The sequence below is a fragment of the Pleurocapsa sp. PCC 7327 genome (assembly GCF_000317025.1).
Classification (GTDB): domain Bacteria; phylum Cyanobacteriota; class Cyanobacteriia; order Cyanobacteriales; family Microcystaceae; genus Hydrococcus.
The window spans coordinates 4,627,161-4,651,022 of record NC_019689.1; the positions used below are offsets into that span (position 1 = coordinate 4,627,161).

Genomic DNA, 23,862 nt, shown 5'->3' on the forward strand with positions numbered 1-23,862 from the left:
GGCATAACCATTCAAATCCAGCGAACAGAACGAACCGCTTTCTGCTTTGTTTCAAGGTTACTTATCGCCGCTCGACTCAATTGTTAGCGATTCAAAAACGCGATCGCTCGTCTTCTCGTCTTGAGACTGCAAGAAAGATCGTCAAAGTTGGCGAATTCCCTCAATCAATCCCTGACAAACTCCGGCAAGGAAATTTAAATCTAGCGTTTCTATGCGATCGCTCGGTTGGTGGTAGTGGGGATTGCGCATAAAAGCCGTATCCGTGACCATAATGGCTCGATAGCCCCGATCCCAAAACGGCGAATGGTCGCTCAGTCGCGTAGCAGGAACTAATCGACCTTGTTGGGGAACTAGCAGCCATTCGCAGGGCGTTCCAGAGCGACGAATGATACGGCTGAGACGAATTATGTCTCCAATTGGAGACAAATTGCCGATCAAAGCAATAAAATCACCGCGATTGGGATAAAAATACTGGAGTCCGATTGGATAGCGCTGGGAGTTGGGAGTGCGATCGCAATAACCGAGCATTTCTAAAGACAGCATTAAGCGCAGGCGTTGCCCTGCTTGCTTCAAATGCTCTGCATAAGCAGCACTTCCCAATAAGCCGTACTCTTCTAGATCGAAGGCAACCAAGCGGACTGGAGACTGAGGCGGTTCGGCAGCAAAAGCTTTTGCCAACTCCAACAACACGGCTACGCCAGAAGCATTATCGTCTGCGCCTGGGGTTCCTGGAACGGCATCATAATGAGCGCCGATTAAAATGGGGGGAGAGGTTTTATTCCCTAAACTGGGTAAGTTAAGAATGAGATTCTTGTGGGTGTTGCCCCGAATTTGAAATTCATGGGTTTCTACCTCTCCCCATTGTTGAAGTTCTTGGCGGATATATTGTTGAACGAAAAAATGTCCAGCCGAGGCTAGGTAGGGATCTCGCTCGCGTACGAGCATTGTCAGGTGATTATACAGGCAGCTTTTCACATTAACTGATACGCCGAATGGCTTCTAGCAAACCTCTGGCTTTATTCATCGTCTCTTCGTATTCTTGTTCTGGATCGGAATCTGCTACCAATCCAGCTCCCGCCTGCACGGAAACCAAATGTCGATTGTCATTGGTTGGGCGAACGACCATAGTACGAATCGCGATCGCGCTGTTTAATTGACCTTCAAAATCGTAGTATCCATAAACTCCAGAATAAGGTCCTCTCCGTTCTGGTTCGAGTTCGTGAATAATTTCCATCGCCCGGATTTTCGGCGCACCGCTAACGGTTCCAGCCGGAAAACAGGCTTTCATCAAATCCCATGCCGTCTTTGCCGGCGCTAATTCTCCCACCACATTACTGACGATGTGCATGACGTGCGAATAGCGCTCGATTAGCATAAATTCATCCACTTTCACGCTTCCCCGAACGCAAACCCGACCGAGATCGTTCCGCCCCAAGTCTACTAGCATGATATGTTCGGCGATTTCTTTAGGATCTTTTAACAAATCTTCTGCTAAAGCATTATCTTCAGCCGTCGTCTTTCCACGCCTGCGAGTGCCCGCAATCGGACGCAGAGTGGCTTTTATCGCTCCTTGTTCCGTTCGTTCGGCTTTAACCATGATCTCTGGACTGGAGCCGATGATTTGCCAATCGCCGAAGTTGTAATATGCCATGTAGGGAGAAGGATTGATCGTGCGCAGCGAGCGATACAGTTCAAAGGGATTGCCGCTAAAAGGAGCTTGCAAGCGTTGGGAGAGAACTACCTGAAAGATCTCTCCCGCACGGATATATTCTTTAGCTTTTCTGACGTTTTCGCAGAACTGCGATCGCGACGTGTTACTTTGGTATTCCAACTCAGTTGCCTGTGGGAGGTCTCTCAACGTTAGCGCGGCGGCTTCAACAGGTAGCGGCAATTGTAGTTTGATGACTAACTTCGTTACGCGATCGCAAGCTTGTTGATATGCCTCTTCTAAACTAATCGTTTTATCGCGTAGATCGGCATAGGCGATCGCCCAAATTTTATTCTTGACGCGATCGAAAATAATCAAATTATCGATTTGCATCCAGATCCCATCGGGCAAATCTTCATCAGTTGCTGGATATATTGGCACTCTCGGCTCGATCCAACGAATTAGTTCGTATCCCCACACCCCGAATAAACCGCCAATTCCTGGCGGCAGTTGAGGCAATTTCACGGGATGAATGGGTTCTAGACAGCCAGCCAGAATCTCGAAAGGATCGCCCTCATAGCTTTGAGATGAGCCATCGCGATACGTTTGCGTCGTCGTGTTGCCTTTAGCTTGCAAAATCCAAACCGGATCGCACCCTAAAAAACTATAACGTCCTAGTTTTTCTCCGCCTTCTACCGATTCCAATAAAAAACTATAAGGCTGACCCGCACACACCTTATACCAAGCAGAGACAGGGGTTTCTAGGTCAGCCACCCATTCTTGATAGACCGGAATAAAATTGCCCTGTTGAGCCAGGGCAGAAAACTGAGCAAAATCGGGAAAAATCATGGTCAGTTACGGTAGAGACGCGATATATTGCGTCTGTACATGAGTTATCAGTTACCAGTTATTCAGTTGTTAATTATGGGTCGCCGAACCAACTGGTTACTGATAACCGAATTATTTAGACATCGTATGGCATTTTACCAGAGAACTTCAGCGTTGCTGGCTCTGGATTTTTGCCGATACTTCTGTCTTTCTTCCCAACCGCGACGCGACCTTCATTAACTTTTTCTGGGAAAACGCCATCTGCGGGATGGAGATACTGGATTTCACCGTTGGGATAAATCCGGTAAATTTTATAGTTTTCGATTTTGGGCTTAAATTTTGTCCGCAACTGGGCGCCCAGTGCCAGACATTGCTCTTTGCGAGCGAGATAGAGGAGATTTTCTCCTTCGTTCATGATGGCTGCCCCGCCAGTAGGCATTTCAAATACCTGTTCCTTGGGGCTAGTCCAAGTAATAGCATATTTTTCTTCTACGTCGGCTTTGGTAAGTAAGCCACCAGTGCTGCCACCGAACTTGGGAGGTTTTCCAGTAAGCGCTTCTGCCATAATTTAATGTTATCTCTTGCGAAGGTATTTTAGGGAATCCTATCACTGAGTTCGTCGCTGACCGATCGCTTTGTCAAGAACTGTAACAAATCCAGGAACCAGAAGTCAGATCGACTTCTTCAAGATATAGCTTCTAGAACAACTTCTATAGCTCTCTGTTTCTGGGGATCGGCTCCTTGAGCGTAGGGAATCGGAGAAGGAACGCTAATATCTGGCGTTACGCCTTTTCCTTCTAATCTTTCGCCATCGACCGAGACATCGACAACGGCTAGATAGAGCAAATTCCCATCTTTCATCAAAAAAGGACGACCGGCGACGACATATCCCGCTGTCTTCGAGCCAACCACTTTACCAATATTGTATTTTTGAAAAGCAAAGGCGAGAATTTCTTTAGCGCTTCTGGTTCCTTCGTTAACCAAGGCGACGACTGGCTTTTCCCAATCGTAGCTAATCTTATTTCGACTGCCATCGCGAGAGGTATTGACGATGTCGGGACTTTTGCCCGCGAACAGGCGAAGATAGCCCATGTCTACACCGCCCCAACCGTCGCGCAAGTCTAAAACTAATCCATCTGCCCCTTTAAGGCGACCGTAGATTAGTTCTTCTTCAAACTGTCGCAGATCTCGCTCGTTGCTGACGCGCGACCAAATATGAATGTAACCAATTTTTCGATCGTTTTTTTCAATTATTTCAACGCTAGCTTTCTGAGCTTCCAAAAACATCTGAGTCGCGTTGTAGATTTTGGGTTCGATCGCGATTTCTTCTGGAGAGTTGGGATCGGCGGTTCGTCGAACCAGTAACTTGACTTTCTGTCCTACTTTATCCTGAAAAGACTTAATCGGTTGATAGGGTTTGCCATCTGCTTCTAGTATTTCGTCTCCTACCTTCAATCCGGCTTTAGCGGCAGGACTATCGTCTAGAATAGCGATCGCAAAGGTTTTGCCCTCAATTTCTTTGGTAAATGCCCCAATGCCGCTATATTCAAGCTTGCCATTGGGAAGATGTTTTTTGGCTTTTTGTTGTAGCTCGCTGTATCCGTCAAAAATTCCCAAAAGCTGATAGTAAGCAGGTTCTGCTTGAGTGTAGAGACGCGTGTGAGAAGTTTTCAATTCCGAGAGCATCTGATTGATAACGATAGCAACTTCTTCGACAGACTTAGTGTTTTCCACCTGCGGTTCGTACTTCTCTTTCATTGCCCTCCAGTCCACGCCGTTAAATTTTGGATCGTAAAAATTTTGGTTAACTGTTTCCCACACTTCATCAAAAAGTACAGACGGCGATTCTTGTGAGGTCGCAATGATTGGTAATAAGCTACATAGCAGCCATATGGACAGGCTAATGAGAGTAACTCTAGCCCAGTGGCTTAGTTTAGGAAATTTGTAGCCTTTCCTGTTAAATGACATAAAGAAAACTGTTGCATAAGGGTCGAGCTGTCAGTTTGGCTGCCCCTTCATAACGATAACGCACTCCCAAATGTTGCCAGAAATAGCAAGCGATCGCATCCTTTGGTCAATAGCGATCGACTTTTAACATCATCTATGATAAGTACGATCGCCGTAAAATTTAGCGATAGACCGCAACATCTTGCAGGCAATAGGTATGCGGGGAACTACGCAAGCGGCTAAGAATTCAAAGAGTGGTAGATGAGTGAGAAAACATTACCCATGCCAAAAGCTTTAGATCGGCGGAAAAATCTTTTATTTTTCTATTTTGCCTTCGTTCTAATGGCTGCAATTTTGCTTTTTCTCCGAAATCCAGTTTCTTTTGTCAGGGAAGATCTTTGGGGAGAAGATGGAAGAGACTACATTGCTGGCGTTATCAATCACGGATTTTGGCAAACTTTATATCTAAACTTTGTTCAGAAAGGCTACCTGCAATTTTTCAAGGTTTTTATTGCAGCTTTAGGTTTAGGAATCAATCAAATTTTCTTTAATGGGGAAATTCTCTTTCTGCCAAGAATAATAGCAGTAATGTCATACTTAATCTATGCCTGCATCTTTTGTCTTCCCATTCTTCTATTTCATTCTAAGATCGAAGTTAAGTATCTAGTTGCTATTGCTATCAGTACTTGCTTAGTCGATCTGGGACCAATGGATAGCTTTTTGGTTTTTGGAAGAATATTAAATGTTGGATTTTTGTCTATATATTTTTGTTTTTTGCTAGTTGGTTATCGCATTTTATTTATCGATAAAATCAGAAATTGTACTCTATACTTGATTGATTTTTTGATTTTTTTGTGCATAATAACTCAACCTATTAATGTTTTCTTATTTGTTTTTATTTTTATAGATTATTTGGCTAAAATACTCTTTATATTATTTAAAATTGGGATTAATATAACAAGTTTTAAACCTATATCAAAAAACTCAATAATAAGTTTATTTATACTTTGTATTGGAACGATTATTTACTTTTTAAGTATCTTAATTATTGATTTAAAGCCAAAGACTTATGCCACGGTATATGGCAATCCTCCAAATATGGAATATAGCTATAAACTCTTTTTTGGAAAATTATGGTTTAATCAGCTATTAGCTCCTATTTATGCTAGATTGCCAGAATCTTTAATAGTTTTTTTTCTTTTTGTTCTAGTAGTATTTACGCTAATTTCAAGAGAAAAACTACTGATATATTGTCTGTACTCTCTGATTAGTATTTCTTGGATGACTGTCTATTGGAGACCAGGTTTATTAGTAGCAATGAAAAATGTCGAATCGCTAAGAGTGACTGTTTATACTATGGCTTCAAATTTAATATTTATATTTATGACGTTTGTAATGCTAGCCGATTTAATAGAAAGATTTAGCAGCTTTAAGATTGCCAAGCTCAAGATTAATAACATACTAATTTGTTCTCTAGTCGGTTTATACATAGCAACGGGTTGGCATAGTATTAAGACGGCTAATTTTCAACCAACTATTTCTCTCAAACAAGGGTTGTGCATGGCTAAAGCTTCTGGCTCTAACCGAGAAGATGGTTTAGTTCAAGTACCCGCCAATCCCACTAGAGATATGGATATGTTGTTGCCAAAAAGACTGATAGAATGCAAAGTTAAATAGAATTCTATAGCAAAACCAAAAAGCGTTAGGGTGAGTTAATAATAGATAAAAGCAGACACAGTGCAATAGTATTTTTTGTTTCCCCATTTTCTAAGAATATGTTAATGATTTTCATTGTTGGGCAATTATGAAATCAAAAATTAGGGGACAACTTTTAAAAGTTTTACTTGTTGTGATTCAACAAATCTATAACAAAAATATTTCCATCGTCATAAATCCTTCTTCTCGTTTCGCCAAGTTTTTTCAAATTCTCGTGAAAATCCAAAGTGTGCTCTACCGCAACTCTGACCCATGGGTGGAGATGAGACGTTCCCGCCTTTTTCCAAAAGCTGCCCTTAGCTGCTGGTTCGCTTATATAAGCATATGCTACATATCTAATTGATTGGGAAGTTAGATAATCTGCCAATAATTTTTCTCCCTTAAAACAAGGCATGCCGGGGAGAGGACTAGCGCCACAAGGCACATCAATAATAAAGATTTGATTGCGCTTGAAATCGAGTAAAAAAGGTTTATCTAGCCTTGTTAAAATTGTCTCGCCCGCTGGAACCGATCGCTGCATTTTAGTATATTCATCGACCTCTGTTGATTCAAACACTACGGCTTCGTTAGCGATTCCACGTCGAATATTTTCCAGTTGGCTTTGGTAAAATTCTATTGATGCATTCCAACCATTGCCACTTCCAATAAGCATGCCGAGCGCGATCGCACTAATCAGCACGAAAGTCCAATTTTTTGGCAATTTATCCTGCTCTTGACTGCTTACATAACTCAAAATAATAACAGTCAAGACAGCGATCGCGGCAAAGACAAAAGGAAAGGTATAACGAGAGCTACGACCTCCAGTACTTAAAAGTACGATCGCCGCTCCTAAACAGGCACTAATTGTAAGCGCTACAGATGCAGCGCGCTCTTTCGACTCCGGTTTTCTCCAAAGTTGTAATCCAACATAGCTAATAATTAGTAAAACAAGAGCAATATAATCAACATCAATTGCAGTTTTAAACACCTCAAAGAGCATTTTGAATGAGAGGAGTTCGCTGTAAGGTAGTATGTATTTTTCGTCGTATACCGAGCCATGATAGCCTTTTCCTAACAGGGGATATAGTAAGGTTCCCGACGATTGATAGAGCGAAATCATCCAAGGAAGAAGAAAGATGAATGTTAATACTATGACTGCTAAAAACTCTAATATTGCTTTTTGTTTATTTTCCGTTCTGGCAATATAAAAAAAGTAGCTAGAAGACAGGAAAATAACAGCGGCTGGAATTAAATTAGTTTTTGCAGCACAGAGCGCTGCAGTTATCGCAGCTATAATTACAGCATTGGCTATATATTTATTAGCTCTTAATTTATCCCAATTGAGAGTACAAAAAAGGCTCAAAAATAGAGCCAGTCCAATAACGCTACTGGTGGAATTTCTATACGCCGGAATTATCAACAGCCATGGGATTAAGATTAAAATTGCTATTCTTTTCAAGAGATTTTTTTCTTGAATAAACCCTAGGATAAGTCCGAAAACTGCGATCGAGGCAATTCCCGGATCGATGAGACGAAGATTTTGTTCGGAAAGGATGCTCAGAACAAAAGTATGTAAGAATGATTGTCCTCCTAGAGAAGATACCAACCTTCGTTCGCTGAAAGGATCGGGTCCCATCGATCCTATTTGCAACATCTTTTCAGGAAAGACAAAATAGGCGTGATAGTCATCGTGCGAATGAAAATTATTAGTAGAAACCCAACCAGCATATTGAACAAAAATTAGTATAATAATTAGAATAGAGCTAACTAAAACTAATCGATCTTTCTGGCAATCACGAAGATACTGAAATAGACTATTTAAAATTAAGTTTCTATTCTGGTAATAATTGACTGCCCAAGCAATTACACCTAAGCTCAAGAGAATAATAATTGTTGTCGGCGAAATTGTCCAAGTAAGATTGAGTACTCCTCCAAAAATGATACTAAAAGCAATTCCCCAAGCCGCTTTTTGCCCCCAGTTAACTCGGTCTTTTGGGAAAAGAAAGAGGGCGATCGCTCCCCCCCAACCGATGCAAGACAACAGAACAAAAATTCCCCAGAAAAAGGCAAAAAGGTATGAATTTGCTGCTTCGTTAGGATCGAGAATGCTCATTATTATTTCACTCCTATTTAATAACCAAGTTTGTAATAATTCTTGAGTTAAATTTTAAAAAAAACTTATTTTTTTTACTTTAATAATTTAAAAGATCGAGAATAAAAATGTCGCCGTCATCGTATATTTTCTTTCTAGTCTTGCTCAGTTTTATGAGATTATCTTGAAAATCTAAAGTATGGTGAGCAATTGTTCGGAACCAAACATGTACGTTTGGCTTGAGTGACTCTATAGCTTGCTGGCGTGGAAAACCTGCTTCTTTTGCATAAGAATAAACCACATATTTTATAGATTTTGAAACTAGATAGTCAGCTAAAACTTCACTTCCTTGAAAGAAAGGCATCCCTGGCGGGGGACTAGCTCCACCAGGCCAGTCAACTACAAAAATTTGATTCCGCTTAAAATTCAGGAGAAAAGGTTTTTCTAGTCTGACTAAAATAGTTGTCGACTCTGGAATAGATTGCTGCATTTTGAGATATTGCTCAATTTCTTGAGCGGAAACTAACGGCCTATTACTTAATCCCACTCTGATATTGCCAATTAATAAGTTTGCATACCTCTGCCAGTTAACATGACTAATTGCATCGCTACCTCCTATGAGCAAACCGAGCATCAGCATAGCAATAAGCAAAAAACTGGAAGCCGAAACCTTGTTTTTATTTGTATCTTCTGGGTTAGCACAAGCATTGATTAGCAATATAAATATTGCCGTATAAAGAAAAGGAAATGGATAGCGATAGAAGCTGCTAGATGAACCTCCAGCAGATAAAGTTACCACTATCGTTCCTAATCCAACGCTAATTATTAAAGAAGGAATCAAGCCCCGTTTATTAACAAACTGCGGTAGGAATAAAAAGCACAACAAGCCAAGTACTATAAAAACAAAAAAATAAATCCAAAATATTAATCTAATAATAATTTGAATTGAGCTAGAAAATGTTAGCTCGCTTGAAGGTGATAGATAAGTACCATATACAGATCCATGATAGCCTTTGCCTAAAAGTGGATATAATAAAGTTCCTGATGATTGGTACATTGATATCATCCAAGGCAAAAGAAATACAAACACTAATATAAACGAGATAATAAATTCATAGATTGCTGTTTTGCATTGCCTTCCAGAACCAAGAATATAAAAAAAATAACTAGAAAAAAATAAAAGGCTACAAGTTGGAATCAGACTAGCTTTTAACGAGCAGATTGCTGCTGCAATAATTGCTATAATCAAAGCCTTAGAAAAAAAAATGTTTGATTTTAAGTCATCGCAATCAAGCAAAACAAAAAAACTCAAAAAAAGAGCAACAGGAGTTACAGTACTTGAAATATTCGGCTTGGGATAAGGAAGAATCAGAAAGACGATAAGTAGAAAAATAGAGAGATACTTAGATATATGTTTTTTTCTGAGATAACCTATCAGAATCCCTAGGGATATGACTAAAGCAATTCCCGGATCGATAAGATTCAAATTTTGAGTTTCAAGCATACTAAGAACGAGAGTTTGTAAGAATGATTGTCCTCCTAACGCAACCATTCTTCTTTCGTTAAAAGGATCGGCTCCGATAGATCCTATCTGGAGCATCTTCTGAGGAAAGACTAAATAGCCTTGGTAATCATCGCTGCGTTCAAATATATGAGTACGCACCCAGCCAGTACACTCTACTAAAATCAGTAAGAAAACGATAAAAACGCCAAGAATAAATAGCTTATCTTGGAAACAGTTGCGTACCCGATTGAAAAAATTTCTCAATGATCGTCTATTTTGGTAAAAATCGACTAGACAATTAAGAAAACCTGCTCCCAAGTAAATTAAAATTGTTGTGCGCGAAATAGTCCAAGTAAGATTTAATACTCCGCCGACACAAACACTAAAAGCCATCCCCCAAGCTGCTCTTTGTCCCCAATCAACTTGGTTCCTAGGAAAAAGGAAGCGATTAATGGCTCCTCCCCAACCAATAAAAGATAAAAAAATAAAAGTTCCCCAGGTAAAGGCGAATAAATATGAAGTTACTGCTATAGCGCGATTGAGAATATTCATTATTTTTTTGTTCCGATCCAAGCAAAAAGAAATCTATTATTGTCTTTTTTTCTTTAGCTATTGGATGCAATTCTGTGAGCATTCGCCATGACAGTTAAAGTGATAGTTGTTGCTGGAATAGAAGGAAAAACTGTAGCGTCTACGACATGAACCTTTTCAAACCCCAGCGGTCGTCCCAGAATATCGCTTTCAAAATCTGAGGGATTTAATCTCATGGGAAAAACGCCGCCGCTATGGAAACTTCTTCCAGCTTTGGCGATGCGTAACAATTGCGGGATCGGAATTCCCTTCAGATATTTTTGCTGACTCAATAGCTTAGCGATAACTCCTCTGATAACTTTTTTAGTCAGATCGTTTTGATTAGCACTGAGAATCAATTTGCTCGTAGATTCACCGCTATTTTTTTCTAATCGTACCGAAATAGTTGGTGAAATATCTGAATGGAGATATCCCTGTATAACCATCAACCTACCGAGTAGTTCTTCTGTTGGAATCTTAAAAAGTGGATATAGAGAACCCGTTATTTTCTGAATGAACGATAAATATAGATCGTTATATGTATAAATTCCTAAATGAATAGTATGCTCGCTTAAACTTTTATCGAATAATTCAATAAAAACTTGTGCTAGAGTATGAAGTTTTTCATTGACTATATCCTTTATATTTTTATAGCGAAGAAATGGTAGGAGAAAATATTGGCTATCTTTAATCGACAAAGCGCGATCGTAAGCTTGCAAAGATTCAAGAATTATTTTAGTGGTTGACAAAACTCCACAGGCTAAATACACTTTTTCAGCTTCAAAATTCAACGATTCGTCAGTTATTCTAGAGCGAGCAACGATTGTTGCGCTCCCGTTTGATTCAACTATCTTTTGAACGACGACATCTTTAATGTAATTAAAGTTTTTAGCTTGTTTGAGTTGTTCTAGGGTCGATGAAGTATTGTAGATTAAACCATAAGGACAGCCATACATGCATAACCCGCAGTAGACGCACCCGAAGTCATTTGTCTTGGGTTGGGTACGAATGGCTAGGCGAGAATAGCCGAATTTAAACCCTTGCGCTTCGAGTCTATTTTGGTTTCGCTTCAAATCTTCAATCAGTGCTATCGCCTGTTTGCTCGGACATAGTTTTTGGTAGTTACTACCGTACAAGGGAAAAAGCGATTCTAGATCGTCTTTGACTGCCGAGAAAGGCATGAATGAGAGCACGGATTCGTAGTGTGGTGCTAAGTCGGCAGTTGAAATCGGCCAGTCTGCTATGTCCGATTGTAAATAAGGGAGAAGCCCCGCTCCCCACACATTGCTTAAACCTGCTTTTGCTAAAGAGGGATTGCTTTCAACTCCCTCTTGAACGATGGGAATATATTTGTCGGTTTCGCGATAGGGAAAGTCGGAACCATAAATAAGTTTGAGAGGAACGCCCTTGCTTTCAATCGCCATCCCTTGGCGGATAAAATTTAGGCGAGCCGCATCCCACTCTTGGGATTGACTTTTACTTAATTGCTCGACAACTTCTCTTCGCTCAGGTTCTAGCTCTAAACCAGCGTCAATAATTGTCACATCCAAACCTTTTTGGACTAGCGCATGGGCACAAGCTACTCCGGCAGGACCAGAGCCAATGACATATCTCACACCAGAATCTCCTTTATCTAATTCAGACCAAAATATTTGCGTATAACTGCAATATTCTTTTCCACTTCAGAGCGAGAATACCGGGGATAGGTTGGTAAAAAGATTAACTCCTCAGAGACGTGCCTTGCATTGGGGCAATCGCGATAAAATTCTTTAAATGCTGATAAATCGGCGTTATTGTGATAATGTTGAGCCGCCACATCGCGACAATGCTTCATCATGAACTTGAGAAGCTCGTCTCTTTTGGCATATTGAATCGGGAAATAGGTATAAATATGGGAAAAATCGCGGCGATCGGGAGGGATAATTAATTCCTTAAGATCTTTGAGTCCCTCATAATAAGTCAGACCATTTTCAATCCTCACCTTGCTATCGCGATCGATCTTGTCGAGCTGAGATAAGGCAAGGCGAGCTTGAAAGGAAGTAAACTGAGATTTATATGATTCGGGAAGTTTATCTTTTCGACTCGCATCGAGTTCGATGCGGACAATTTTATTGATAAATTCAATATCGTTGAGGAAGCCAAATCGAAAAATCCAGTAGGTAAATAATTTAAAAACAAGGGGATTAGTGGCAATGTCGGCCAACAAGCCTGACTTGACTTTTTGAAATAAATATGGTACGGGAGGATAGGCAAAACTCGCTAACTCGGTACGGATTTTTTCAATGACATCTTGGCGATTGGAAATTACGGCTCCTCCTAGCCAGGCATTGATATTTTTGTACATGCCAAAGCTGAATACGCCTGCATCCCCGATCGCGCCTACTGGCTTTCCCTGCTCTCTGGTGCCAAATCCCTGGGCGCAATCTTCAATCAAAGGAACGTTAAAGCGATCGCAGATTTCTTTAATCCGGTGCGCCTCGGCAGCCAGCCCGTGTAGGTGAGTAATCAAAACTGCCCCCGTATTGGGATTGATAAGGCGTTCGACTTCGGCAACGGAGATATTACACGTCTCGCGGTCAACGTCGGCAAATACCGGACGACCACCCGCACTAATCACCATATTGGTGATATCGACAATCGTGTAGGGAGACATGATGACTTCCTGACCTGGCTTTATCAGCGCCTTGACGGTGAGGTAAACGCCTACCCGATTCTGAGGGACGCAGACCGCATACTCGGTGCCAAATCTGCTACAGAGTTCTTTTTCCAGAATTTCAATTTCTTTGCGGTCTTCCTGAGAGCGTTTTCTCAGTAGTAAATCTTCTAACAAGAAAAGATAGCTATTTCGATTAGTGTAAATTCGATATCGAGGATTGGGTGCAAAAGTTAACATCGTTAATATGCCTCACGAGGTAAACGTATTTAGGAGCGATCGGGTTTGACTAGATTTAGATACATATAGAGTCCCAGCCCTACTACTACCAAGCTCCCCATCAGAAAAACTTGGATAGCCGTTGCTGCGGCAATGCCCTGTGCAGGCTTGTAAGCCAATAAGCCCAACGTGAAAGCGAAAGCATACTGATAGGTGCCGACGAAGCCGGGAGCAGATGGAATGAGAGAACTCAAGCTAGTCACGCCCGTTACCAGCAGCATTTCCCATACACCCAGAGATACATTAACCGCCTTTAATACCGCCCAAATAACAAGCGCCTCCAGCAGCCAAATAATGAGAGAAAGATTGACAACCCGCACCGCGCCAACTCCGCGCATCACGCTCAAGCCTTGGCGAAAACTTTCTACGCGGCTAGAAATAGCAGACGGAAAACGGTCAAACCAATCCTTTGCCGACCCAGACTTTTTCCCCAAAAGCAAAAGGGCGATAAAAATACCGATAAAAAGTAGGGCGCTGACTGCCGTAAGACTGCTTAGGAGTGGATGATCGGGAATAAATAACTGTCCCAGAACCAAGCAAAGTACGACGATCAGACCATCTAAGACTCGCTCTGCCAAAATAGAACCGACAATTGCAGAACGGGACAGACGATAGCGCCGCCCAGCAAAATCTGCTCGGACTAATTCGCCCAGGCGAGCAGGCAAAACGACGTTGGCTGCATATCCCACTATCAGCGCGATTGCGACAGATTGAAGCGAGAGAGTTTTGACATCCTGGAGCAAGACGCGCCAACGCGATCCTCTCAGCCAAAGATCGGCAACGTAGAAACCAAGCGAAATAAACAGCCATCCCACATTAGATTGGGAGAGAATCGTGCTTACTTGCTCCAAACTGGTTTGGCGCAGGGCAAGCCATAAAAAAGCTGCGCCGATCGCAATTCCGATCGCTCCACGGGCAAAATTACGCCAATGACCGATGGTCATAAGTTTTAAGTTTCAACGTAATATAACAGGTTTGATATCGGACCAAAGAGCCGGAAATGTTTTTTAGTCACTTTAACATCCGCTGGAAAAAAACTTAACATGTCTTTTTCCGAGAGGATATTAAAATGCTCTTCCCTAGCCCAAAAATCCTGACCGACCCAGGTCAGAATTTGGCGAAACCAAGCAGGAGGCAGCCAGTGAATCAGGGGAAACCCCGTGACTAAATCGACTGGATACCAGCGGTTTGGCGTAGTAATGAAACAAGTCCGTCCGACGCGACAGAGTTCGCGAACGAAAGCTTTTTGTTTTTCGCGGCTTCCTACATGGGCGATGGTTGCAAAACTGACGACCAGATCGAAGCTTTTATCGGCAAATGGCAAATTCAGCCCATTGGCTTGTACGAATTTTAGTCCTGGGTAATCTTGCTCTAGAAATGATGCGTCCTCCATTCCCGAAGCTGTAAGGCTTTGAGGATAGGGATAGAGCCGCTCAAAAAAATTGCAATCTTCGCGACGATCTGAAGTGACTCCCACATCCAACACTGTGGTTTCTGGCGTTACACGGGCTACTTGCATCAGCGACTCAAACATTTTTTGACGAGCGTACCAAGAGAGTTTGGTAGCAAAACCGCCAATTTTAGGTCCGATGTAAGGGCTTTCTTTATAGGTCGAGGAAGTCATAAGCTAAGCCGTTCTAGTAGTCAGGTTTACTGAAAAATCAAGCAATTTCTCGGTGCTTTAATCCTAGTACGCTCAAAAAGAAGCTCGATAGAACGATCTGAAAACCAAGCGACAGCGAAGTCACTGCCGGGATAACGATTCGCATCGTCTTGGAAGGGTCGAGTACGCCAAAATCTTGGGTTCCCCAAATGCCAAAAGCATAGATAGAACCCCCTATTCCGGCTAACAAAAGCAGACTGCCGACAATCAGTCCTTTCTCTAAGTCGATATAGCGAAATAACCTGCTCAATCGGGGATCTTCAGGTAGTAGTCCTTCGCTAATCGCAAAGATTTTGGTGAATACGGCGAAAAGAACGGCTTGGAAGCCCACCAGAATTGCCGTCGCTGCGAACAAGAGCGTGTGGATGTCGAAGGGTCCTCTCGGTCCTGGTAAAAGCCAAAGTCCGACGACTAAACCCAGAAGCATCAGCAGTGCGCCAGGATAGAGAAACAGCCAGCGCGGACTGTAGAGCAGCAGGAAACGCAAATGCCGCCAACCATCTCGCCAGCTACGCAGGTGCGGAGGACGGCTGCGACCGTCGGGAGAGAGCGTGGTCGGGACTTCAGTAATTTTCATCTTATGCAGGGTGGCTTTAACCACCATTTCACTGGCAAATTCCATCCCAGTGGTGCGCAAGTCGAGTGCTGCGATCGCGTCTTTTCTAAAACCCCGCAGTCCGCAGTGAAAATCGCCGCAGGGACTGGCAAAAAATAGTCGCCCTACCCACGTCAGCACGGGATTTCCTAAATATTTGTGCAAAGGCGGCATCGCCCCTGGTTTGATGCCGCCTTGAAAGCGATTTCCCATCACCAAGTCGTGACCTGCACGCAGTTGTTCGAGAAAGGGAGCTAACTGAGTAAAGTCGTAACTATCGTCGGCATCGCCCATGATGATATACTGGCCCTTGGCGGTAGCAATTCCACCCCGCAGGGCGCTACCATATCCCTTCTGCTCGACATAAACGACGCGAGCACCCATGCGAATAGCAATCTCCTGCGAGCCGTCAGTACTGCCGTTATCAGCAACGACAATTTCACCAGCAATCTGGTGTTGGTCTAAGTATTGCTGAGCTTTCTTAATGCAGGTGGCTAGAGTTTCTGCTTCATTTAAGCAAGGCATGACAATAGAAAGTTCGGGAGAGAGAGTTTTACTGTCAGGCGACTGGCTGAAATTTAAGTGATTTATCATGATTTATTCAACCTGGCTCGCTATTACGAGCTAATGCGAAGTAAATCTTGCGCTATTGAAGAATTTTAACTTTACTCGCTAAACCTCTGAATCAATTCAGACCGTCAAAATTGCGGATAAATCTAGATAAATATCCAAAAAAACTAGAAAATTTGTTACTTATGCTGGAGTAAAGTAGTCAACAAGTTCAGTATAGTGACGGATTTTATTTAGTCAAGAGTGGTTAAGATATTTGAAGATTTATTAAAATTATGTAAATTAAAGAATTTTTTAGCGTTCTAGAACCCGTCTAACCCGTGAAAGCTCTTAAAACTTTTAAGACACTAAAACCAGAACAACTGAGCAATCTGCTCGTTTTATTTGCGACTGGTCTATTCTTTTGGACGAGTATCACTACCTTGCTGCCAACTTTGCCCGCCTATGTTGAGGATCTTGGCGGAACGCCGCAGCAGGTGGGAATAGTAATGGGCTGTTTTGCGATTGGTCTGTTGCTCTCCCGAACTTGGTTGGGACAATTAGCAGACCAAAAAAGTCGTAAGGTAGTCGTGCTAATTGGAACTGTGGTCGGCGGGATTGCACCATTGGGTTATCTGTTCGTGGAATCTATTTACCCTTTAATGGCAATACGAGCGTTTCACGGGATTAGTATTGCTGCGTTTACAACGGGATATAGCGCTTTAGTAGTAGACATATCGCCCGTGAAGCAACGAGGCGAGTTAATCGGTTACATGAGTTTAGCCGTTCCTATCGGTATGGCAATCGGTCCCGCTTTGGGGGGATATTTGCAAGCTTCCGTCGGTTATACGCCTCTATTTTTGGTTTCTGCCAGTTTGGGTTTTTTGGGTTTTGTCTTAGCCAGTCGAATAACACAAGACAGTCAGCAAACTATCTCTTCTAAGCAACTAGAAGATGAATTCACTCCACTTCAAAGTCGAAAGTTTTGGGAAATTTTCATGGCTCCTTCTTTTCTGGTGCTAACCTTAATTATGTTGCTTGTTGGCTTGTTGTTTGGAACGCTAGCATCATTCTTACCACTATTTATTCGAGAGATCAAGCTCGATTTGAATGCAGGATTATTTTATACGGCAGCCGCGATCGCTAGTTTTTCCGTCCGCATTTTTGTCGGTAGAGCAAGCGATCGCTACGGTCGAGGACTATTCATCACAGCTAGTTTAACCTGCTATAGCCTATCGATGCTACTATTAAGCTTAAGCTCCGCGACCACGCCGTCTTTGTTTATTCTTGCTGCAATTTTAGAAGGGGCGGGAGGCGGCGTGCTGATTCCCATGACGATTGCTTTACTTTCGGATCGTTCTTACGACGGCGAACGCGGAAAAGTTTATGCGGTTTGTATTGGCGGGTTTGATGTCGGGATCGCGCTTGCGGGTCCAATTCTAGGAGCCTTAGCAGCAATTATAGGCTATCGAGGCGTATTTTCTATGGGGATTAGTTTAGCCTCGATCTCCTTAGCATTATTTATTACCCTATGCAACAAAAACTTGAGCGATTCTCTTCGCTTTGCTTTCGGTAAAGGAAAGGATCTTTATGCTTTAGATTAATTCAAATTCTCCCTATATTCCTGTTTGAGAAATTCCACGAGTTTTTAAAATATCCGTCACCGTACAACAATAATTCATTAAGCCAAAGCTTTCAGGGCTAGTGATATTTTGATAAGTAGAATGCCGATTATTAAGAAGAAACCTATCCCAAGCAGCCATTTGAACCCGAAATACAGCTATAAAAAAATTAGCCAACCAAACATATAAAGGAATGCGAAAATAAATTCTTTTATTAAAATAAGCACAAATTTCTTCTATAGCTTCATTAACGGTTGTCTGTTGATATCCTAAGACAAATTGCCTGTTAGATGCCTCAGATGGAGGATTATCGACTAAATATCTAATGATTTGAGCGATATCTCGTGCGTGGATGAAGTGAAAGCTGCCGTCTGCTTTAAACCAACGAATTAAGCCTATCCACTTAACAACATCGGGCAAACCAGCGGCAATATGAGAATAGGGTTTATTTTCATCTCCTCCGAATACTAAAGTGGGAAATACTTTGGTAATTTTAGATGCCAATGCAAGTTTAGATAATCGAGAATAACATTCATATTTGGTGCGAATATAATCGGTTCCGATTTCGCCTGCTTCTTTGAGCAAATTATTGTTACTATCCAAAATACTAGCTGTAGAAAAGTAAATGACTTGCTCGCATATCTTTGGATCGAGCAACTCGATTAAGCAGATCGTTTTGAGAACGTTAATTTCAAATGATTCAACGGCTCCACCCCAACTGGTAGCTGCTAAAATAGCAACTTCTATCGTTTTAAGCAACTCGCTATAGTTTTCGATCTCTTGCAAATTTCCCTGTAAAATCGCTATTCCAGGACGCGCCTTATAATCAAATTTCAGCTTATTTGGATTTCTAACTAATAAAAATAGTTCGTGTTTAGTTTCCTGAATTAGTGCCTCCGCCAGATAGTGACCGATACAGCCACTCGCACCTGTTAAAAAAATTCGCATATAAAGATTAATTTTGCCGTTTAAATTTTAATATTTTCTCCTGTAGCATCGACGCGCGCGATTTGGACTAAAGACAACAGCCCTCTAACCATTGTTCCCAGGCAGCAGCCTGGGAAAGAGAAGTTTGAGGTTTTATCTTAAGAAACTATGTACAAATGGCTTGTCCCAGAAGACCTTAATCCAAAGTCCAAAATTCCTCGTCAACTGATACTTCCGACTGCATATTTCGCTTCTTCGTATCTAACTTGTTTTGCCGTCTCAAAGAAGTAAGCCACATTTTCTTCTGGCGTGTTTGGGAGAACGCCATGACCGAGATTGAGAATGTGTCCCCAGTTACCAGCCTTTTTAACGGTGTCAAAAATGCGACCGCGAATAAATTCCTTAGAGCCAAATAGCACGCCGGGGTCGAGATTTCCCTGGACTTTCACCTGCTTGCCCAATCTTGCCCGCGCCTCTGCCATATCCACCGTCCAGTCTACCGTGACAACATCTGCGCCTGAGAGAGCCATTCGCTCCAGCAGGCCTGCGCTGCCGCTAACGAGAAGAATTAAGGGCGTATCTGGATGGGTTTGCTTCACCTGCTCGAATACCCGCTTTTGATAGGGAAGGGCAAAGGTATCATAATCTTGCGGAGATAATTGACCTGCCCACGAATCAAACATTTGTACTACCTGAGCGCCACAGTCAATTTGGTAGCGGACATAGGTTGCGATCGCATCTGCAAGTTTTCCGAGCAACCGATGCAGTATTGTTGAGTCTGAGAATGCCATGCTTTTGATGATGGAGTAGGTTTTGGAACCTTTTCCTTCCACTGCATAAGCCGCTAGCGTCCAAGGCGCACCCACAAAGCCTAAAACTGTAGATTGATTGCCAACTTCGGAGCGCAGAGCCTGTAAGATAGTTTTGATAAACGGTAGAGACTCTTCTGGTTCGAGGGAACGTAGGTTATCGACTTGTTCGGATGTGCGTATGGGAGCGTGAATAATCGGTCCTTTCCCTTCGGCAATATCCATGTCGATGCCCAAACCAGGCAAAGGCGTGACGATATCGGAAAACAAAATTACGCCGTCTGGCTGGAAGGCTTTCCAAGGTTGCAGAGAAATTTCAATCGCCACTTCTGGGATTTCCGAGCGATCGCGAAAAGAAGGATACTTCTCTCTTAAATCTCGATAGGCTTTCATATAGCGCCCCGCCTGCCGCATCATCCACACGGGAGGACGGTCTACTGCTTCGCCACGTGCTGCTCTTAAAAGATAGGGTATCTCCGTTGACCCAGCCATATAATCTCCTAACCAAAAAAATTTTGTGTTATCGGGGCATTTTATGTGTCTGTGTGGCACATTCGTTTAGCTTATCATTGTTGATTCCCGTCTCGACAAAATCTTCCCAAGAATAAAATAGCCCGCCTGAGCGGGCTGAGTTCGTTTTGTCTAAAGATTGTCTAAAGATCGGTGTTGTTTACCGTCCCAGCATCGTATACTTAAAGTTTGTTGGACCTTGATAGCCCGAAAGCTCGGCTAATTCTTCCGGTAATTTAACGCCTTGATGCATCTTCCCGTTAATCTCCCAAGTTGGGAAAGACTGAATCTTGGCATCGGCGCAGGCTTGAGGTTGTGGATTATTGCCTTGGGGATCGCACTCGATATAGTTAATTTCTTGGAAGGCTTCTTGTCCTAGTAGCTGTTTTTGTTCGTAGCAGTGAGGACACCAAAATGCCCCGTACTCTTTCGCGCCGATGGCTTTTAAATGTTTTGCCAGGGCAATTTCTGCTTCTCCAGAAGTTGTGGTGATTTTCCAGCCATAGGGGGGTTGAGGATTGGTTTTCGCTTGGGGAATGGGAATGCGTCCCCCTTGTGCGGTTGGAAGGGTATCGACATTAGCGTATACGGCTAAAGTTCCCACAATCGTTATAGTTCCAACGATAATTGCGGTGAAAACAATTTGCCCTAACTCTTCCCATTCGCGCCCGACAATGGTTAGCACCAACAAACTGAGGGAAAATATGGCGGAACCTATACAATACGGACAGGGGGTTTTGAGTTCGGTGGCTAGAATAAACATTAAATAGCCGCTGAAAACTGTCATTGCCGTTGCGCCTATCAGTAAGAGCAGCCAAGTCCAGTCTTCTAGTTGTTTCCTCAGTCCTTTGTTGGTTTCTGGGCTAACAAACAACGGACTCAAAGCAAAGGTCGCCATACCGATATAGGCGAGGCTGCCAAAGAGGGACAGAGGTGGTCCAGAACGACCGAACGGATAGGCATAGGCGCTATCTAGCACGTCTTTACAGCCCCCTGCCGCTTGGGCAGCCTCAGCGGTGCAGGCAACGTCTCCGCCTGTTAATTTTGTGATGGTTAAATAGGCGGTGAGGATCGCTCCAACAATAGCGATCGCGCCAATGATTGGACGCGACCAACGATGAATCCAGGGAAGAGTACGTCGGCGACTCATAGTCAGTTACCAGTTATCGGTAGTGGCTTTTAACTATCAGCGATTTTAACATCCTTGCGGGAAGTCCCCCAGTGCAGGGAAACGGAACTGGGGGATGAAAGCAAGGGCAGGATATAGTTAGCTACGCGGAGAATCTTGTTGCTTGATAGATTTTTTCAAAACATCAAGCGATACTCCGCCACTGGAATTGACCAAGTATGAGCTAGACCAAAAAACAGGTTTCCAGTAGTATTTGTCAACATGAGACTTGAACTCCTTGCGAATTAGTCTGCTTGATGACGCTTTAAGAACTTTTACAAACTCAGAAATCTGGTTGTCTGGAGACAGACTGACCAATAAATGAACATGGTCTTCTTCGCCATTGAACTCAATCAAAATGCTTTTTTGTTGTTCGCAGAGCTCCGTGAAAATTGTTTGCATTCTAGTGAGAATTTCAGAAGTAATCACCTTGCCTCGATACTTCGTTACCAATACAATATGCAAGTGAATACAAAATAGAGCATGAGAACTCTTTCTGAGCAAAGGTTGCACTGGGCGTTAAGTGAATGGTACGCTCGCACCCATGAGAGTAACACGTAGAACCACCTTTCGCTTATATCCAACTAAATCTCAGGAGTCGAAATTGCATTATTGGCGACGACTTCATAAAGATTTGTTCAAGGCCTGTCTTTACCACAGAAAGACAGAATATCAGCGTTTTGGGAATTCTATTAGCTACTATGACCAGCAAAATATTCTGCCAGATTTCAAAGAATGTTGGCCTGAATATAAAGAATTAGGTGCGCAAGCTTTACAGGCAACGGTAAAGGGTGTTGACTATGCCTTTCAACGTTTTTTCCGTGGATTGAGTGGATACCCAAAATTCAAGTCTGCACGACATGATCGTGGTCGGACTTATCCAGGAATAAGTGGATGGAAAGCGCATACATCAGGCGATAACGGCTACCTGGAATTGTCTAATTTAGGACAAATTCAGATGAGAGGTAAAGCTAGAACTTGGGGGACACCAACAACTTGTACAATCATCTGGAAACCAGGTAAATGGTATGCTTCAATCACTGTAAACTGCGAACCAAAACGAGAAACTAGCACTGGTGCTATAGGTTTAGATTTTGGTACTCACCACGCTATTGCTTGTTCAGATGGAACAATAATTGCTCCTCCGAAATTTTTAGCCAAAACTCAACAAAAAATAAAGCAATTATCTAAGAGATTGCGTCGCAAGCGTGCGCCTAATTTCAAAAAGAAGATTAAAGCATCTAAACGTTGGAGAAAAGCCAGGAAACAAATTAGTAGACTTCAAAGTAAAGTGACCAATCAAAGACAAGATTGGCAACATCAAGTAGCTACACAGATAGGAAAGAGTAATTCACTGGTAGCTACTGAGAAGTTGAACATCAAAGGGATGACTCGTAAAGCAAACAAGGGCAGCCAAAGAAAACATCAAAAAACAGGACTCAATAGCTCGCTGTTAGATGTTGGGATTGGCAATCTAACTTCACTAATCAGATCTAAGCTCAGTGAATGTAGTGGGGTATTTGTTGAAGTACCTCTCAAAATTGCACCATCCCAAACTTGCCCTCGGTGTGGTTACAAAAAGAAAAAAGAGTTAGCCGAGCGTGTGCATCATTGTGAAAACTGCAACTTCACTGCGGCTCGTGATGTGGCAGCATCAATGGTAATGCTCAATTACGCTTTGGGGTTAGGAACTAGCCTCTCAAACGCTGATGCTGAACCTCTTTCTAAGACCCCACAGCATTGTGGAGGGTTTAGGAAAGTTCAGCAGGTGAAGCGTCAGAAACCTCGGAGGTAGCGCAAGCGAAGTCCGTAGGTAGTTCATCAATGTCTCACTGAGTTAGCTTAACAGAAGTTACAGATTTAAATTTTTCTTTGGCGGCCGCGACTTGGCGCGCCGCTTCGACAAACTGAGCGACTCGAATCGGATCGATGGGTTCGGTAATTTTTCCGTTTCGTTTAAGGGAACTAGCAACGATCGCGCCGTCGGCAGCTTTCATCAGTTGACCGATATTTTCCCACGTCGCGCCGCTGCCGATGAGAACGGGGGTTCCCTTTGCCGCAGTAGTTGCCAGTTCTAAGTCCTCGAAACTCGGTGGACTTCCCGTTGCCCAGCCGGAAAGAATGACTGCATCGGCTAAACCCCGTTCGATGGTTTCTTGGACGGCTGTCGTCAGATTAGGCATTCCCAAAGGACGGGCGTGTTTGACGAGTACGTCTGCTAGAATCGCTACGTCAGCGCCCAGTTCTCGACGGTAGCGCATCAGTTGATGGGCTTGTCCTTCGATGAGTCCTTGATCGGTCGCCATTACTCCGGTAAGCACGTTGACGCGGATAAATTGAGCGTTGACGCAAGACGCGATCGCGAGGGCACTTTTGGCATCGTTGCGCAATAGATTGATCCCTACTGGCACGACTACCAAATTCATAATGCGATCGACAATCAACGTCATCGCGCTCACCACTGCCGGATCGACGCAATCTTTCGCAAAGGGAGCGTCAAAGAAATTTTCGACTATAATTCCGTCTACGCCTCCGGCCGCTAATGCGGTTGCTTCCTGTTCTGCTCGCTCGATAACCGCTTTCAGGCTGCCCCCCCAACGCGCCGAGGTGGGCAACGGCAACAGATGAACAACGCCGATAATTGGATTGGGGGTGTTAAAAATTTGGGTTAAGTTCACTGAAATCTACCTAATGCACCGACTGTTTATCTGCCATCTGCTTTATGTCCAATAGAAAATTGTATCGAGAATGGGACTCGGATGGCGAGCGAAATTTTTACTTCGAGATCTGCGCTCGTTTCCAA

19 protein-coding genes are annotated in these 23,862 nt (G+C 43.0%); 3 read left to right on the forward strand and 16 right to left on the reverse strand.

The window, feature by feature from the left end:
* Window positions 1–141: 141 nt before the first annotated feature.
* From PLE7327_RS20805 to PLE7327_RS20820, 4 genes are all read right to left on the reverse strand, one after another.
* Window positions 142–945 carry a M20/M25/M40 family metallo-hydrolase gene (locus PLE7327_RS20805; RefSeq protein ID WP_015145738.1) on the reverse strand — a complete coding sequence of 268 codons (804 nt, stop codon included), beginning with the start codon at window positions 943–945 and terminating at the stop codon, window positions 142–144.
* A gap of 31 nt (window positions 946–976) precedes the next feature.
* Window positions 977–2,497 carry an anthranilate synthase component I gene (trpE, locus tag PLE7327_RS20810; protein ID WP_015145739.1) on the reverse strand — a complete coding sequence of 507 codons (1,521 nt, stop codon included), beginning with the start codon at window positions 2,495–2,497 and terminating at the stop codon, window positions 977–979.
* Between the two features lie 115 nt (window positions 2,498–2,612).
* Window positions 2,613–3,041 (reverse strand): photosystem I reaction center subunit II PsaD, encoded by a 429-nt coding sequence (locus PLE7327_RS20815; protein ID WP_015145740.1) that lies wholly within the window; start codon window positions 3,039–3,041, stop codon window positions 2,613–2,615.
* 119 nt (window positions 3,042–3,160) lie between these two features.
* The gene (locus PLE7327_RS20820) at window positions 3,161–4,444 is read right to left on the reverse strand and encodes a S41 family peptidase (protein WP_015145741.1); all 1,284 of its coding nucleotides are present in this window, start codon (window positions 4,442–4,444) and stop codon (window positions 3,161–3,163) included.
* 240 nt (window positions 4,445–4,684) lie between these two features.
* Between PLE7327_RS20820 and PLE7327_RS20825 the strand changes: the two genes are divergently transcribed.
* Window positions 4,685–6,100 (forward strand): hypothetical protein, encoded by a 1,416-nt coding sequence (locus PLE7327_RS20825; RefSeq protein ID WP_015145742.1) that lies wholly within the window; start codon window positions 4,685–4,687, stop codon window positions 6,098–6,100.
* A 163-nt stretch (window positions 6,101–6,263) separates the two neighbouring features.
* Here the strand turns inward: PLE7327_RS20825 and PLE7327_RS20830 are convergent, their stop codons facing one another.
* The 7 genes from PLE7327_RS20830 to PLE7327_RS20860 form a co-directional block, all read right to left on the reverse strand.
* The gene (locus PLE7327_RS20830; protein ID WP_015145743.1) at window positions 6,264–8,231 is read right to left on the reverse strand and encodes a hypothetical protein; all 1,968 of its coding nucleotides are present in this window, start codon (window positions 8,229–8,231) and stop codon (window positions 6,264–6,266) included.
* Between the two features lie 79 nt (window positions 8,232–8,310).
* The gene (locus tag PLE7327_RS20835; RefSeq protein ID WP_015145744.1) at window positions 8,311–10,266 is read right to left on the reverse strand and encodes a hypothetical protein; all 1,956 of its coding nucleotides are present in this window, start codon (window positions 10,264–10,266) and stop codon (window positions 8,311–8,313) included.
* Window positions 10,267–10,319: 53 nt separating this feature from the next.
* Window positions 10,320–11,900: an NAD(P)-binding protein gene (locus tag PLE7327_RS20840; RefSeq protein ID WP_015145745.1), complete on the reverse strand. Its 1,581-nt coding sequence runs from the start codon at window positions 11,898–11,900 to the stop codon at window positions 10,320–10,322.
* Between the two features lie 17 nt (window positions 11,901–11,917).
* Window positions 11,918–13,177, reverse strand: coding sequence for a DegT/DnrJ/EryC1/StrS aminotransferase family protein (locus PLE7327_RS20845; RefSeq protein WP_015145746.1), 1,260 nt, complete (start codon window positions 13,175–13,177; stop codon window positions 11,918–11,920).
* 29 nt (window positions 13,178–13,206) lie between these two features.
* Complete coding sequence (locus PLE7327_RS20850; protein ID WP_015145747.1) at window positions 13,207–14,160, reverse strand: lysylphosphatidylglycerol synthase transmembrane domain-containing protein; 954 nt, start codon at window positions 14,158–14,160, stop codon at window positions 13,207–13,209.
* Between the two features lie 5 nt (window positions 14,161–14,165).
* On the reverse strand, window positions 14,166–14,840 hold the full coding sequence (locus tag PLE7327_RS20855; protein WP_015145748.1) for a class I SAM-dependent methyltransferase: 675 nt from the start codon (window positions 14,838–14,840) through the stop codon (window positions 14,166–14,168).
* Window positions 14,841–14,877: 37 nt separating this feature from the next.
* Window positions 14,878–16,068 carry a glycosyltransferase family 2 protein gene (locus PLE7327_RS20860; protein WP_015145749.1) on the reverse strand — a complete coding sequence of 397 codons (1,191 nt, stop codon included), beginning with the start codon at window positions 16,066–16,068 and terminating at the stop codon, window positions 14,878–14,880.
* Between the two features lie 296 nt (window positions 16,069–16,364).
* Here PLE7327_RS20860 and PLE7327_RS20865 point away from each other — a divergent pair, with 296 nt between their 5' ends.
* A complete protein-coding gene (locus PLE7327_RS20865) occupies window positions 16,365–17,627 on the forward strand; it encodes an MFS transporter (RefSeq protein ID WP_015145750.1) in 1,263 nt (420 codons plus the stop codon).
* A 12-nt stretch (window positions 17,628–17,639) separates the two neighbouring features.
* Here PLE7327_RS20865 and PLE7327_RS20870 read toward each other — a convergent pair whose 3' ends face one another.
* The 4 genes from PLE7327_RS20870 to tnpA all read right to left on the reverse strand — a co-directional run bounded on the left by PLE7327_RS20870 (window position 17,640) and on the right by tnpA (window position 21,572).
* A complete protein-coding gene (locus tag PLE7327_RS20870) occupies window positions 17,640–18,593 on the reverse strand; it encodes an NAD(P)-dependent oxidoreductase (RefSeq protein WP_015145751.1) in 954 nt (317 codons plus the stop codon).
* A 200-nt stretch (window positions 18,594–18,793) separates the two neighbouring features.
* Complete coding sequence (hemE, locus tag PLE7327_RS20875) at window positions 18,794–19,873, reverse strand: uroporphyrinogen decarboxylase (RefSeq protein ID WP_015145752.1); 1,080 nt, start codon at window positions 19,871–19,873, stop codon at window positions 18,794–18,796.
* Window positions 19,874–20,051: 178 nt separating this feature from the next.
* Complete coding sequence (locus PLE7327_RS20880) at window positions 20,052–21,041, reverse strand: vitamin K epoxide reductase family protein (protein WP_015145753.1); 990 nt, start codon at window positions 21,039–21,041, stop codon at window positions 20,052–20,054.
* A 117-nt stretch (window positions 21,042–21,158) separates the two neighbouring features.
* The gene (gene tnpA, locus PLE7327_RS20885; RefSeq protein WP_015144594.1) at window positions 21,159–21,572 is read right to left on the reverse strand and encodes an IS200/IS605 family transposase; all 414 of its coding nucleotides are present in this window, start codon (window positions 21,570–21,572) and stop codon (window positions 21,159–21,161) included.
* Window positions 21,573–21,603: 31 nt separating this feature from the next.
* Here tnpA and PLE7327_RS20890 point away from each other — a divergent pair, with 31 nt between their 5' ends.
* The gene (locus tag PLE7327_RS20890) at window positions 21,604–22,854 is read left to right on the forward strand and encodes an RNA-guided endonuclease TnpB family protein (RefSeq protein WP_041393677.1); all 1,251 of its coding nucleotides are present in this window, start codon (window positions 21,604–21,606) and stop codon (window positions 22,852–22,854) included.
* 34 nt (window positions 22,855–22,888) lie between these two features.
* On the opposite strand, the gene btpA is transcribed toward PLE7327_RS20890, so the two are convergent.
* Window positions 22,889–23,737: a photosystem I biogenesis protein BtpA gene (gene btpA / locus PLE7327_RS20895; protein WP_015145754.1), complete on the reverse strand. Its 849-nt coding sequence runs from the start codon at window positions 23,735–23,737 to the stop codon at window positions 22,889–22,891.
* Window positions 23,738–23,862: the final 125 nt, after the last annotated feature.

Bases quoted from the DNA above. Each gene is read 5' to 3' on its own strand.
- PLE7327_RS20820 (WP_015145741.1), bottom strand. From the start codon at position 4,444: ATGTCATTTAACAGGAAAGGCTACAAATTTCCTAAACTAAGCCACTGG.
- PLE7327_RS20870 (WP_015145751.1), bottom strand. From the start codon at position 18,593: ATGCGAATTTTTTTAACAGGTGCGAGTGGCTGTATCGGTCACTATCTG.
- PLE7327_RS20855 (WP_015145748.1), bottom strand. From the start codon at position 14,840: ATGACTTCCTCGACCTATAAAGAAAGCCCTTACATCGGACCTAAAATT.
- PLE7327_RS20850 (WP_015145747.1), bottom strand. From the start codon at position 14,160: ATGACCATCGGTCATTGGCGTAATTTTGCCCGTGGAGCGATCGGAATT.
- PLE7327_RS20835 (WP_015145744.1), bottom strand. From the start codon at position 10,266: ATGAATATTCTCAATCGCGCTATAGCAGTAACTTCATATTTATTCGCC.
- PLE7327_RS20880 (WP_015145753.1), bottom strand. From the start codon at position 21,041: ATGAGTCGCCGACGTACTCTTCCCTGGATTCATCGTTGGTCGCGTCCA.
- PLE7327_RS20860 (WP_015145749.1), bottom strand. From the start codon at position 16,068: ATGATAAATCACTTAAATTTCAGCCAGTCGCCTGACAGTAAAACTCTC.
- PLE7327_RS20825 (WP_015145742.1), top strand. From the start codon at position 4,685: ATGAGTGAGAAAACATTACCCATGCCAAAAGCTTTAGATCGGCGGAAA.
- PLE7327_RS20805 (WP_015145738.1), bottom strand. From the start codon at position 945: ATGCTCGTACGCGAGCGAGATCCCTACCTAGCCTCGGCTGGACATTTT.
- PLE7327_RS20830 (WP_015145743.1), bottom strand. From the start codon at position 8,231: ATGAGCATTCTCGATCCTAACGAAGCAGCAAATTCATACCTTTTTGCC.
- hemE (WP_015145752.1), bottom strand. From the start codon at position 19,873: ATGGCTGGGTCAACGGAGATACCCTATCTTTTAAGAGCAGCACGTGGC.
- PLE7327_RS20815 (WP_015145740.1), bottom strand. From the start codon at position 3,041: ATGGCAGAAGCGCTTACTGGAAAACCTCCCAAGTTCGGTGGCAGCACT.
- trpE (WP_015145739.1), bottom strand. From the start codon at position 2,497: ATGATTTTTCCCGATTTTGCTCAGTTTTCTGCCCTGGCTCAACAGGGC.
- PLE7327_RS20845 (WP_015145746.1), bottom strand. From the start codon at position 13,177: ATGTTAACTTTTGCACCCAATCCTCGATATCGAATTTACACTAATCGA.
- PLE7327_RS20890 (WP_041393677.1), top strand. From the start codon at position 21,604: ATGAGAGTAACACGTAGAACCACCTTTCGCTTATATCCAACTAAATCT.